Source organism: Paraburkholderia sp. SOS3, assembly GCF_001922345.1.
Taxonomy (GTDB): domain Bacteria; phylum Pseudomonadota; class Gammaproteobacteria; order Burkholderiales; family Burkholderiaceae; genus Paraburkholderia.
In genome coordinates this window covers 410,969-423,223 of sequence record NZ_CP018811.1, presented here as the reverse complement: position 1 = coordinate 423,223, position 12,255 = coordinate 410,969, and the positions used below count along the sequence as shown (strand labels likewise).

9 protein-coding genes are annotated in these 12,255 nt (G+C 65.7%); 8 read left to right on the top strand and 1 reads right to left on the bottom strand.

Going from position 1 to position 12,255, the window contains the following annotated elements; all coding sequences use genetic code 11:
• Nucleotides 1-128: 128 nt before the first annotated feature.
• From BTO02_RS01885 to BTO02_RS01850, 8 genes are all read left to right on the top strand, one after another.
• Nucleotides 129-1,976: a GGDEF domain-containing protein gene (locus BTO02_RS01885; RefSeq protein ID WP_075155575.1), complete on the top strand. Its 1,848-nt coding sequence runs from the start codon at nucleotides 129-131 to the stop codon at nucleotides 1,974-1,976.
• A 308-nt stretch (nucleotides 1,977-2,284) separates the two neighbouring features.
• Complete coding sequence (locus BTO02_RS01880) at nucleotides 2,285-3,271, top strand: LacI family DNA-binding transcriptional regulator (RefSeq protein ID WP_075155574.1); 987 nt, start codon at nucleotides 2,285-2,287, stop codon at nucleotides 3,269-3,271.
• Nucleotides 3,268-4,599, top strand: coding sequence for an AGE family epimerase/isomerase (locus BTO02_RS01875; RefSeq protein ID WP_075155573.1), 1,332 nt, complete (start codon nucleotides 3,268-3,270; stop codon nucleotides 4,597-4,599). The genes BTO02_RS01880 and BTO02_RS01875 overlap by 4 nt, the downstream gene beginning before the upstream one ends.
• A gap of 5 nt (nucleotides 4,600-4,604) precedes the next feature.
• Nucleotides 4,605-5,516: a carbohydrate kinase family protein gene (locus tag BTO02_RS01870; protein WP_075155572.1), complete on the top strand. Its 912-nt coding sequence runs from the start codon at nucleotides 4,605-4,607 to the stop codon at nucleotides 5,514-5,516.
• 160 nt (nucleotides 5,517-5,676) lie between these two features.
• Nucleotides 5,677-5,898 carry a hypothetical protein gene (locus tag BTO02_RS01865; RefSeq protein ID WP_075155571.1) on the top strand — a complete coding sequence of 74 codons (222 nt, stop codon included), beginning with the start codon at nucleotides 5,677-5,679 and terminating at the stop codon, nucleotides 5,896-5,898.
• A gap of 85 nt (nucleotides 5,899-5,983) precedes the next feature.
• Nucleotides 5,984-6,229 carry a hypothetical protein gene (locus tag BTO02_RS01860; protein ID WP_075155570.1) on the top strand — a complete coding sequence of 82 codons (246 nt, stop codon included), beginning with the start codon at nucleotides 5,984-5,986 and terminating at the stop codon, nucleotides 6,227-6,229.
• A 241-nt stretch (nucleotides 6,230-6,470) separates the two neighbouring features.
• On the top strand, nucleotides 6,471-7,277 hold the full coding sequence (locus BTO02_RS01855) for an ion channel (RefSeq protein ID WP_232243423.1): 807 nt from the start codon (nucleotides 6,471-6,473) through the stop codon (nucleotides 7,275-7,277).
• A 292-nt stretch (nucleotides 7,278-7,569) separates the two neighbouring features.
• Nucleotides 7,570-11,346: an indolepyruvate ferredoxin oxidoreductase family protein gene (locus tag BTO02_RS01850; RefSeq protein WP_442953449.1), complete on the top strand. Its 3,777-nt coding sequence runs from the start codon at nucleotides 7,570-7,572 to the stop codon at nucleotides 11,344-11,346.
• A gap of 115 nt (nucleotides 11,347-11,461) precedes the next feature.
• On the opposite strand, the gene BTO02_RS01845 is transcribed toward BTO02_RS01850, so the two are convergent.
• On the bottom strand, nucleotides 11,462-12,214 hold the full coding sequence (locus BTO02_RS01845) for a copper homeostasis protein CutC (RefSeq protein WP_075155568.1): 753 nt from the start codon (nucleotides 12,212-12,214) through the stop codon (nucleotides 11,462-11,464).
• Between the last annotated feature and the right edge of the window lie 41 nt (nucleotides 12,215-12,255).

Sequence of the window (12,255 nt, the reverse complement as noted above, 5' to 3'; positions counted from 1 at the left end):
GATAGGCAAAAAGCGCGAGACGTTTCGCGCAAGACGAACGCGATATCGACGCGGAATTCATTAAAAGTTCATTCAAGACTTCAGCGCCGCCGCCGATATGCCGAACGTCCCCTGTCCGGCTGTCCGTCATGTCACTTCGCTCGCCCGCCCGGTCCAGTGCTTCCCGCATTGCAGATCTGATTGCCCAGCGCAGCTTGTCCGCCGTGTTTCAGCCGATCGTCGATTTCGACGGCGGCGCGATCGTCGGCTACGAGGGACTGATACGCGGGCCGGCGGGCTCGGATCTCGAAATGCCGCTCGCGCTGTTCTCGCAGGCGGCCGCGGAAGACGCGGTGATTCCGCTCGAGCACGCGGCTGCGCACATCTGCATCGAGGCGTTCGCGCGCCTTTGCTACGACGGCAAGCTGTTCCTGAACTTCAGCGCGGGCGCGCTCCGCCAGCTCGCCGATACGCGCGACGAAACGTTCGCGCTGTTGCGGCGCCTCGGGGTCGACGCGAGCCGCATCGTCATCGAGCTCACCGAACAGAGTGCGATCCCCGACGTCAACCACGTGTTGCCCGCGATCGCGACGCTGCGCACGGCGGGCGCGCAATTCGCGCTCGACGACTACGGCACCGCGAACGCGAGCATGAATCTGTGGGTGCGGCTGCGGCCCGACGTCGTGAAGATCGACCGCTTCTTCATTCACGACATTGCGAGCGATCCGCTGAAGTTCGAAGCGGTGAAGGCGATGCAGTACTTCGCGAATGCGAGCGGCGCGACGCTCGTCGCCGAAGGCATCGACAACGAAGCGGATCTGATCGTCGTGCGCGACATGGGCATTGGCTGCGGGCAAGGCTATTTCTTCGGCAAACCGCACGCGCGGCCGCCGCGCAATGTCGCCGACGACGCGCGGCAGGCGATTCGCGCAGGCCATATCGCGGTATTCCCGGAGGCGACCCGCACGCTGACCGCGTCGCCCTCGGGAGGCATGGCGTCGGCGAAGATGATGGTGCACGCGCCCGCGCTGCCGCGCCATGCGACGAACAACGACGTGCTCGAGCTCTTCAACCGGCTGCCGCATCTGCATGCGGTCGCGGTGGTCGAACATGACGAGCCGGTCGCGCTGATCAACCGTCGCGCATTCATGGACCGCTACGCGCTGCCGTATCACCGCGAGCTGTTCGGCAAACGGCCGTGCCTGCTGTTTGCGAATGCGTCGCCCGTCATCATCGAGAAATCGATGACGGTCGAGCAGATGGCGAAGCTGCTTGCGAGCGACGACCAGCGCTATCTCGCCGACGGCTTCGTGATAACGGACAACGGCAAGTACGCAGGCCTCGGCACCGGCGAAAACCTCGTGCGCGCGGTCACCGAGGTGCGCATCGAAGCGGCGCGCTACGCGAATCCGCTCACTTTCCTGCCCGGCAATATTCCGATCAGCTCGCACATCGCGCGGCTGCTTAGCAACGGCGCCGGCTTCTACGCGTGCTACGTGGATCTGAACCACTTCAAGCCTTTCAACGACGAGTACGGTTACTGGCAAGGCGACGAAGTGCTGAAATTCGCCGCCGCCGTGCTCGCGGACGTCTGCGATCCGACGCGCGATTTCCTCGGCCACGTCGGCGGCGACGATTTCCTGGTTCTGTTCCAGAGCGACGATTGCATCGCGCGTGCGCAGCGCGCGATTCATGCATTCAACGAAGGCGCGCAGCGCTTCTACGCACCCGGCGACCGTCTTGCCGGCGGCATCCACGGCGAGGACCGGCGCGGCAATCCGACCTTCTTCGGCTTCGTCACGATGGCGATCGGCTGCGTGCATGTGCGGCCGGACGGCGCGCATGCGCCGTGCACGAGCGAGGACATCGCATCGGTGGCGGCGCTGGCCAAACGCCGCGCGAAACATGAATCGTCCGGGCTCGTGCTGATCGACGCGAGCGAAAGCGGGACGCTGATGCACGGCCGCGCCGAAGCATCGCACGCGACGATGGACTGAACGCCGCTCACGACGTTCAGGTTTTACCGCTGGGCGAACACCGATTTTCCCAGCGCGACGCCTCCCGGCAAAACAGACCGCTCGACGCCGCGCGCGTGCTCGTCGTCGGTCAACCGAACGGCCGAATAAAGCCTAGCTGTTTAGCATTTTTACTAAACGCACACTTACGACCCAAAGGCCGGCTATACGGGTATTTACGCGTATCCAAGCCGTGATCCTGAGGGTTTTTGAGCATCGTTTTACTATACAATCGCCCGAACCCGAATCCTGCCGCGTCGCGCACTGCGCGCCCGGCCTCGAAATCACCTATGGCAACTACGATTCGCGACGTCGCGCGCGAGGCCAGCGTGTCGATCGGCACCGTCTCGCGCGCGCTGAAAAACCAGCCGGGCCTCTCCGACGCGACGCGCGTACGCGTCGTCGAAGCGGCGCGCCGGCTTGGCTACGACGCCGCCCAATTGCGCCCGCGGATTCGCCGGCTCACGTTCCTGCTGCACCGTCAGCACAACAATTTCGCCGCGAGCCCGTTTTTCTCGAGCGTGCTGCACGGCGTCGAAGACGCGTGCCGCGAACGCGGCATCGTGCCGTCGGTGCTGACCGCCGGGCCGACCGAAGACGTCGCGCAGCAAATGCGTCTGCATGCGCCCGACGCGATCGCGGTGGCCGGCTTCGTCGAGCCCGAAACGCTCGCGACGCTCGCCGCGATGCAACGCCCGCTCGTCCTGATCGACCTGTGGGCGCCCGGCCTGCGCTCGGTCAACCTCGACAACGCAACGGGCGCGGCGCTCGCCATGCGCCATCTGTTCGCGCAGAAGCGCACACGCGTCGCGTTTATCGGCGGATCGCTCGCGCACTACAGCATCGCGCAGCGCGCGCTCGGCTACCGGCGCGCGTTTTTCGAAGCGGGGCTGCTGTTCGATCCGTCGCTCGAAGTGACGATCGACGCGGGGCTCGACCCGGCCACGGGCGCAGCGCTTGCCATGCAGCGCCTGCTCGACGCGCCGGGCCCGAAGCCCGATGCGGTCTTTGCGTATAACGACGCGGCGGCGCTCGCCGCGCTGCGCGCGTGCGCCGCGCGCGGCCTGCGCGTGCCCGACGACATCGCGATCATCGGTTTCGACGACATCCCCGCCGCCGCGCACGCCACGCCGCCGTTGTCGACGATCGCCGTCGACAAGGAAGCGCTCGGCCGGCGCGGCATCGAGCTGTTGCTCGAAGAGGCCCCGGCCGAAGCCGAAGTGCGCCTGCCCGTCAATCTCGTTGTCCGCGCCAGTACCTCGGTAAATCCGTCATGACCCGATCCGACACGCTTCTTTCCGACGCACTTCCTCCCGGTTCAGCGACCGCAGCCGGCGTGCCGCCGGTCACGAGCTACCGCGACCGCGATTTCCTGCTCGCGCATATCCGGCACACGCTCGCGTTTTACGCGCCGAACGTGCTCGATCCGAGCGGCGGCTTTTTCCATTTCCTGCGCGACGACGGCTCGATCTACGACCGCACGACGCGCCACCTCGTCAGCAGCTGCCGCTACGTGTTCAATTACGCGATGGCGTACCGGCAGTTCGGCGATCCGCAGCACCTCGAATACGCGCGCCACGGCCTCAAGTTCCTGCGCGACGCGCATTGGGACGCGCATAACGAGGGCTACGACTGGGAGCTCGAATGGCGCGACGGCCACAAGCGCACGCTCGACGGCACGCGCCACTGCTACGGCCTCGCCTTCGTGCTGCTCGCGTACGCGCATGCGTATATGGCCGGCATCGAGGAAGCGAAGCCGATGATCGCCGCCACCTTCGAGCTGATGGAGCACCGCTTCTGGGACGCAGCCGCGGGGCTCTACGCCGACGAAGCGACGGCCGACTGGCGCGTGAGCACATATCGCGGCCAGAACGCGAACATGCACACAACCGAGGCGCTGCTCGCCGCGTATGAAGCGACGGGCCACCTCGTCTATCTGGACCGCGCGGAACGTGTCGCTTCCAACATGACGATCCGCCAGGCAAAGCTGTCGCAAGGGCTCGTGTGGGAGCACTATCACGCGGACTGGTCGGTGGACTGGCATTACAACGAGGAAGACAGCTCCAACATCTTCCGGCCGTGGGGCTTCCAGCCCGGCCACCAGACCGAATGGGCCAAGCTTCTGCTGATTCTCGAGCGGCACCGCCCGCTGCCGTGGCTGCTGCCGCGCGCCATCGAACTCTTCGACGCGGCGATGACGCACGCGTGGGACAACGACCACGGCGGTCTCTATTACGGCTTCGGCCCGGACCGCACGATCTGCGATCACGACAAGTACTTCTGGGTGCAGGCCGAGACGTTCGCGGCCGCCGCACTGCTCGGCAAGCGCACCGGCAACGAGCGTTTCTGGGACTGGTACGACGAACTGTGGCGCTATAGCTGGGCTTATTTCGTCGATCACCGCTACGGCGCGTGGTATCGCATTCTGACTTGCGATAACCGCAAGTACAGCGACGAAAAAAGTCCGGCCGGCAAGACCGACTATCACACGATGGGCGCCTGCTACGAAGTGCTGATGCACGCGTTGCAGGATCCCGCAACCGAAGCGCAAACCGCGGATGCCGCCGCGCAGGCCGCTCTTTCCCTGAATCGAACCGCACGGTGAGCACCATGACCGCGAGCACTGCACTACCTGTTTTCGTATCGGCCGGCGACATCCTGACCGACCTCGTGCGCGCCGGCGACTCGCAATGGCTCTCGCATCCGGGCGGCGCCGGCTGGAACGTCGCGCGCGCAGTCGCGCGCCTGGGCCTGCCGACCGCATGCGCCGGGTCGCTCGGCACCGACTGCTTCTCCGACGAACTATGGAACGCGAGCGTCGCCGCGGGCCTCGACATGCGCTTCATGCAGCGCGTCGACCGCCCGCCGCTGCTTGCGATCGTGCATCAGACGCATCCGCCCGCGTACTTCTTCATGGGCGAGCACAGCGCGGATCTCGCGTTCGATCCCGCGCTGCTGCCCGAGGACTGGCAAGCGCAGGTGAAGTGGGCGCACTTCGGCTGCATCAGCCTCGTGCGGCAACCGCTCGGCACGACGCTCGTCGATCTCGCGGCGCAACTGCGCGAACGCGGCGTGAAGATCAGCTTCGACCCGAATTACCGGAATCTGATGGAGCACGGCTACGAGCCGACGCTGCGCAAGATGGCCGCGCTCGCGGACCTGATCAAGGTTTCCGACGAAGACCTGCGCATGCTGTTCAAAACCAGCGAAGCGAACGCGCTCGACCAGTTGCGCACGATGAATCCCGACGCGATCGTGCTCGTCACGCGCGGCGCGGACAAGGCGACGTTGATCGACGGCGGGCTGATCGTCGAAGCGGCGCCGCCGCGCGTCGAAGTGGTCGACACGGTCGGCGCCGGCGACGCGTCGATCGGCGGCCTGCTGTTCAGCCTCATGAGCGCGCCGCAGCGCAAATGGAACGAGCATCTTGCGTTCGCGCTCGCCGCGGGCGCGGCCGCGTGCCGCCACTCGGGCGCGCATTCTCCGACGCTCGACGAAGTCGTGTCGCTGCTGAACGACTAACGCGCGACTGAACGCGCGACCAAATGCGCGACTGAACGCGCGACGAGCGACTGATCCCGAGACCCAAGCCGCAAGCCGGCGCGCCGGCATGAGCGCCGCCGCGCTGAAAGCGTCGACACGCCGTGCTAGGATGGAATCTCCTTCCTGAAGGAGATTCATCATGGAGGACGTCACCTACACGAAAGGGATCTACACGGCCACGGCGTCGGTGCGGCCGGTAGACGGTGGACGCTACCAGGGCGTCGTCGCGCTCGAGCGCGATGAAGGCGACGAGACCGAGAACACGGTCTACGAAGTCGGAAGCGTATCGGCCAGTGCCGAAGAAGCGCTCGAAGAAGCCAAGGCGCTTGCCCATCGGATCCTCGGCGAAATCGAACTCTAGCGGGCGAGCGCGGCATGCGGGTCGCCCGCTGCGACCGGCGCCCCGTGCCGCGTCCCGTTCCGCTCATCATCAGGCGGAGACGAACATGGCTGAACCGCTCTTCCTTTACGGCGTGTATTCGATTCATGTGCGGCCGCTCGCGCTGCAAGGCGCGCGCTGGGATGCCGAGTACGAGATCCGGCACAACGACCACGCCGTGCAGCGCTGGACGACCGTCGGCGGCGACGCCGGCTACGCGAGCGAGGCCGAGGCTGTCGAATCGGCGCGGCGCCAGGCCGTGGCCGATATCGACCATGGCGCCGGCATTCCGAAGCCGCGTGCGTTCCCGTAACGCGCCGCGCCAAAAATCGACCTGACGCACGCATGGCGCGTGCTACGCTTTGCGCGTTTTCAACCACCGTGAGAACGCGATGTCGTCGAGCGGCACGCCAAACCGGACAAACGAACCGAGACGCTCCAGTCACCGAAGCAACCGCGTAATCAACCGCACCACGCACGTCCACGCACATACGATCGTCACGCACGGATTGCCGCTGCGCGTCTGGCAGGATCTCTACCACCGCGCGCTGACGATGAAGTGGCCCACGTTCTTCGCATCGCTCGCGGCGTTGTTTCTCGTGCTCAACACCGGCTTCGCATCGCTCTATATGCTCGGCCACGCACCGATCGCGAACCAGTCGCCGCAGGGCTTCGTCGGCGCCTTCTTCTTCAGCGTCGAAACGCTTGCGACAGTCGGCTACGGCGACATGCATCCGCAGACGGTCTACGCCCATCTCGTCGCCACGCTCGAAATTTTCGTCGGCATGTCGGGGATCGCGCTGGCCACCGGTCTCGTGTTCGCGCGTTTTTCGCGGCCGCGCGCGCAGATCATGTTCGCGCGCCTTGCCGTCGTGCATCCGATCGAAGGCCGCAACACGCTGATGGTGCGCGCGGCCAATGCGCGTCAGAACGTGATCTCCGAAGCGCGCGCCCGGCTGCGGCTGATGCGCATCGAAACGACGTCCGAAGGCTACCGCATCCGCCGGATTCGCGACCTCGAACTCGTGCGCGACCAGCATCCGCTGTTCATGTTCGGCTGGAACCTCATGCATGTGATCGACGAGAGAAGTCCGCTGTTCGGCGAGACCGCCGAGTCGCTCGCAAGCCAGCACGCCCAGGTGCTGCTCACGATCGAAGGCTCCGACGAAAATACCTCGCAGACGATGCAGGCACGGTATGCATGGCCGAGCGCCGATATCCGCTGGCAGTCCCGCTATGTCGACGTGATCCGCGAAGAAGGCGGCATCAGTCACGTCGACTACACGCGCTTTAACGATGTCGAGCCGTTCGAGCCGTTGGCGCCCGGCGATGTGAATACGATCCGGACTGAGCAGGCATAAGAGGTATCCCGGCAACGCGCCCCGCATGCGACCCGGCAGATTTATCTCAAAAAAGGCGGAATTCACCCGGCCCATCGCGCCGCCACCCGATCTTCGCGCGAACTTAGCAAAAACTCTCTCTGTCCGGCGCTAAAAAATAGAGTCTCTTTCGCTGCATTGCCGACGCTCGTGCCGATCATGTGCCGACGCTTGAGCCGATCTCGTACCGGCCGCACCCGTCGGCACTGCATGCGCATACAGGAAACGGAGACTCTTCATGACGGCCCGCCTACCCGATGACGCAAACCCGGACATCACGGCGGACGCCAACCCGAACGTCACCTCGCACCGCGCTCAGGACGGCACGCCCGCTCTCGCCGACTATCGCCTTTCCGACAACCTCACTGCGACGCGCGGCCGGATCTTCCTGACCGGCACGCAAGCGCTCGTGCGCCTCGTGCTGATGCAACGCGCGCTCGACGAGGCGCGCGGGCTCGACACGGCCGGCTTCGTCAGCGGCTATCGCGGCTCGCCGCTCGGCATGGTCGATCAGCAATTGTGGAAGGCGGGCACGCTGCTCGCCGACAACAACATCCGCTTCCTGCCCGCGATCAACGAAGAGCTCGGCGGCACCGCGGTGCTCGGCACACAGCGCGCCGAAGCAGACCCGGAGCGCACCGTCGATGGCGTGTTTGCGATGTGGTACGGCAAAGGCCCGGGCGTCGACCGCGCCGGCGACGCGCTCAAGCACGGCAATGCGTATGGATCGTCGCCGCACGGCGGCGTGCTCGTGGTCGCGGGCGACGATCACGGCTGCGTGTCGTCGTCGATGCCGCATCAGAGCGAGTTCGCGATGATGTCGTGGCATATGCCGGTCGTGAATCCGTCGAACATTGCCGACATGCTCGAGTTCGGCCTCTACGGCTGGGCGCTGTCGCGCTTCTCGGGCGCATGGGTCGGCTTCAAGGCGATTTCGGAGACGGTCGAATCGGGCTCGACCGTCGACCTCGACGCATTGCGCACGGACTGGACGGCACGCCCCGACGCCGCGACGTGTGAGGAGATGCGCGAGGCAATGCCCGAGGGCGGCCTGCACAACCGCTGGCCCGATCTGCCGAGTCTCGCGATCGAAGCGCGGCTCGCGGCCAAGCTCGACGCCGTGCGGCATTTCGCGCGGATCAACAGCATCGACAAATGGATCGCGCCGAGCCCGCATGCGAATGTGGGCATCGTCACATGCGGCAAGGCGCATCTCGATCTGATGGAAGCGCTGCGCCGCCTCGACCTGAGCGCCGCCGATCTCGACGCGGCCGGCGTGCGCATCTACAAGGTCGGCCTGTCGTTCCCCCTGGAGATGACGCGCATCGATGCGTTCGTCGGCGGCCTCGCCGAAGTGCTCGTGATCGAAGAGAAAGGTCCGGTCGTCGAACAGCAGATCAAGGAATATCTGTACAACCGGACGAGCGGCGCGCGCCCGACGGTGATCGGCAAGCATGCGCCGGACGGCACACCGCTACTGTCCGCGCTCGGCGAGTTGCGGCCGTCGCGGATCCTGCCCGTGTTCGCGAGCTGGCTCGCGCGCCACAAGCCCACGCTCGACCGGCGCGAGCGCGTCGTCGATCTCGTTGCGCCGCAGATCCTGTCGAACGAAGCCGACGCGGTGCGGCGCGTGCCGTACTTCTGCTCGGGCTGCCCGCATAACACGTCGACGAAGGTGCCCGAAGGCTCGATCGCGCAGGCCGGCATCGGCTGCCATTTCATGGCGTCGTGGATGGAGCGCGATACGACGGGGCTGATCCAGATGGGCGGCGAGGGCGTCGATTGGGCCGCGCACGCGATGTTCACGAAGACGCGCCATGTATTCCAGAACCTGGGCGACGGCACCTACTTTCATTCGGGCATTCTCGCGATCCGTCAGGCGGTCGCGGCGAAAGCGACGATCACGTACAAGATTCTCTATAACGATGCGGTTGCGATGACGGGAGGCCAACCGGTCGACGGCAGCATTTCCGTGCCGCAGATCGCACGGCAGGTGGAAGCGGAAGGCGTATCGCACTTCGTCGTGGTCAGCGACGAGCCGGAGAAATACGACGGACACCATACGCTGTTCCCGAAGGGCACGACGTTTCATCACCGCAGCGAACTCGACGCGGTGCAACGGCAGTTGCGCGATATCGACGGCGTCACCGTGCTGATCTACGACCAGACCTGTGCCGCCGAAAAACGCCGCCGCCGCAAAAAGGGCGAATTTCCCGATCCGGACAAGCGGCTCTTTATCAACGAAGCCGTCTGCGAAGGCTGCGGCGATTGCGGCGTGCAGTCGAACTGTCTGTCGGTCGAGCCGGTCGAGACAGCGCTTGGCCGCAAGCGCCGCATCGATCAGTCGTCGTGCAACAAGGACTACTCGTGCGTGAACGGGTTTTGTCCGAGCTTCGTCACGGTCGAAGGCGCCGCGTTGAAGAAGGCTGCGGGCGTTGCTTTCGATGTCGACGCGCTCGCGGCGCGCGTCGATGCGCTGCCGCACCCGGCTGCGAAGCTCGATGCGGCGCCCTACGACATCCTCGTGACCGGTGTCGGCGGCACCGGCGTCGTGACGGTCGGCGCGCTGATCAGCATGGCCGCGCATCTCGAGGGCAAGAGCGCGTCGGTGCTCGATTTCATGGGCTTCGCGCAAAAGGGCGGCTCGGTGCTGTCGTATGTGCGCTTTGCCGCGCGCGACGCATGGTTGAACCAGGTACGTATCGATACGCAACAGGCCGATGTGCTGCTCGCGTGCGATATGGTGGTCGGCGCAAGCGCTGAAGCGTTGCAGACGGTGCGGCATGGGCGCTCGCGAATCGTCGTCAATACGCATGCGATTCCGAATGCCGCGTTCGTGCGTAACCCCGATGCGAATCTGCACGCAGGCGCTTTACTCGACAAGATGCGCCACGCGGCAGGCAGCGACCGGCTCGCCGCATGCGACGCCCAGGCGCTTGCGACGCGTTTTCTCGGCGACACGATAGGCGCGAATATTCTGATGCTCGGTTTCGCCTGGCAACAGGGGCTCGTGCCGGTTTCGCTCGAAGCGATGATGCGGGCGATCGAGCTCAACAACGTCGCGGTGCAGATGAATCAGCTCGCGTTCTCGATTGGGCGCATGGCGGCCGGCGATGCCGCGGCGCTTGAAATGTTGTGGCAACAACGGCATGCGGGGACGGCGCGGCGGACATCGAGCGCCGTAGTGTCGCCCGACGCGCTCGAGGCGCTCGAGGCGCTCGATGCGCTGATCACGGACCGCGAAGCGCGGCTTGCGGCGTACGGCGGGCGTGGCTACGTGACGCGTTTTCGCACCCTCGTGGATGCGGTGCGGCGTGCCGAAGCGCGCGCATGCGGGTCAGCTGGCGTATCCGGCGAAGCGGGTGTGTCGGGCGAGCGCATCACGCGCGCCGTCGCGACGACTTTCTATCGTCTGCTCGCGGTGAAAGACGAATACGAAGTCGCACGGCTCTATGCGGATCCGGCTTTCCGTGACGCGCTCGAAGCGCAGTTCGAAGGCGTTGCGGGCAAGGATTTTCGCGTCAGGTTCAATATGGCGCCGCCGGCGTTGTCGCGTGTGGCGCGCAGCAGTGGCAAAGGCGTGGGCGGCGGTAAGCGCAGCGATAAGGGCGGCGATAAAGGCAGCGGCGACCACGCGCTCGCCATTGAACCGCGCAAACAGACGTTCGGACAATGGATGTGGCCCGTGCTGCGCGTGCTCGCCCGTTGTCGCAGCTTGCGCGGCACGCCGCTCGATCCGTTCGGGCGCACGACCGAGCGCCGCATGGAACGGCAACTCGCCGACGACTATCAGTCGACGATCGAACGCGCGATGACGGTCATCACCGCCGACAACGCGAACGACATCGCGCTGCTCGCCGAGCTGCATTCACGTGTGCGCGGGTACGGCCACGTGAAGCTCGCGAACCTCGTCGCGGTGAAGCGCAGCGAACGTGAACTCGCGTCGCGCGTCGGCGTCGATGCGGCGACCGGTGCGGCCGTGCAGCGCGCGCTCGACGACGCAAAAGGCGGCGGGGCTTTGAAGGGGATTCCAGTGGTTGTGGCGCGGTGAGCGCTGCACGGATGGCGGCCCGGGTTACGCGTTACCTTCAGTTGCCACCTTCAGTTGCCACGTTCAGTTGCCGCTTTCAGTTGCCGCTTTCAGTTGCCGCTTTTAGTTGCCGCCTTCATCTGGCAACCTCAGCCGCCGCATCGAGCAACGCCCTCACACGCGCGACTTTCGCGGCATCGATCGGCGCAAGCCCATTGCCGCCGACCCGTACGCCGCCGCCGAAATGCACGGCATGCACGCCGGTCGCCGCGACAAAACCCGACAGCGCATCGACCGTGAGCCCCGCGCCCGCGAGCACCGTGCAATGCGAACCGCGCGCCTGCGCAACGAGCGCGCGAATCGTCTGCTGCGCCTGCAGCGCCGACGGCGCACCGCCCGACGTCAGCAGGTTCGTTACCGCGCCAAATCCGAGCAATGCGTCGAATGCCCGTGGCAGATCGCGCGCTTCATCGAACGCACGGTGGAACGTAATCGCCAAACCATCGGCCGCATCGATCGCACGCGCGAGCCCATCGCAATCGATCTCGCCGGTCGGCGTCAGCATGCCGATCACGATGCCGTTGGCACGCGCCGCCGCGATCGCTCGCACATCGCGCAGCATGACAGCGTAGTCGTGCGTATCGAATACGAACGACCGGCTATGCGGCCGTACGATCACATTGACCGGAATGCGCACCGCATCGACCACCGCTTCGACCATGCCGATGCCCGGCGTCAGTCCGCCTTCGCCGAATGCGGTGATCAGCTCGAGCCGGTCGGCGCCCGCCTGTTCCGCGGCCTTCGCATCGGCAACGGTCGTGGCGATGACTTCGAGCAGGACGCGCCGCGCGGCGCGCGGTCGTATCAGATCGGAATCGGGATCGGGCATGACTCGGCTTTCGAACAGGTCGTCGTGAAAAACGACATGAT

Coding starts and splice junctions, on each gene's coding strand:
- BTO02_RS01885 (WP_075155575.1), top strand. CDS start 129: ATGTCACTTCGCTCGCCCGCCCGGTCCAGTGCTTCCCGCATTGCAGAT.
- BTO02_RS01880 (WP_075155574.1), top strand. CDS start 2,285: ATGGCAACTACGATTCGCGACGTCGCGCGCGAGGCCAGCGTGTCGATC.
- BTO02_RS01875 (WP_075155573.1), top strand. CDS start 3,268: ATGACCCGATCCGACACGCTTCTTTCCGACGCACTTCCTCCCGGTTCA.
- BTO02_RS01870 (WP_075155572.1), top strand. CDS start 4,605: ATGACCGCGAGCACTGCACTACCTGTTTTCGTATCGGCCGGCGACATC.
- BTO02_RS01865 (WP_075155571.1), top strand. CDS start 5,677: ATGGAGGACGTCACCTACACGAAAGGGATCTACACGGCCACGGCGTCG.
- BTO02_RS01860 (WP_075155570.1), top strand. CDS start 5,984: ATGGCTGAACCGCTCTTCCTTTACGGCGTGTATTCGATTCATGTGCGG.
- BTO02_RS01855 (WP_232243423.1), top strand. CDS start 6,471: ATGAAGTGGCCCACGTTCTTCGCATCGCTCGCGGCGTTGTTTCTCGTG.
- BTO02_RS01845 (WP_075155568.1), bottom strand. CDS start 12,214: ATGCCCGATCCCGATTCCGATCTGATACGACCGCGCGCCGCGCGGCGC.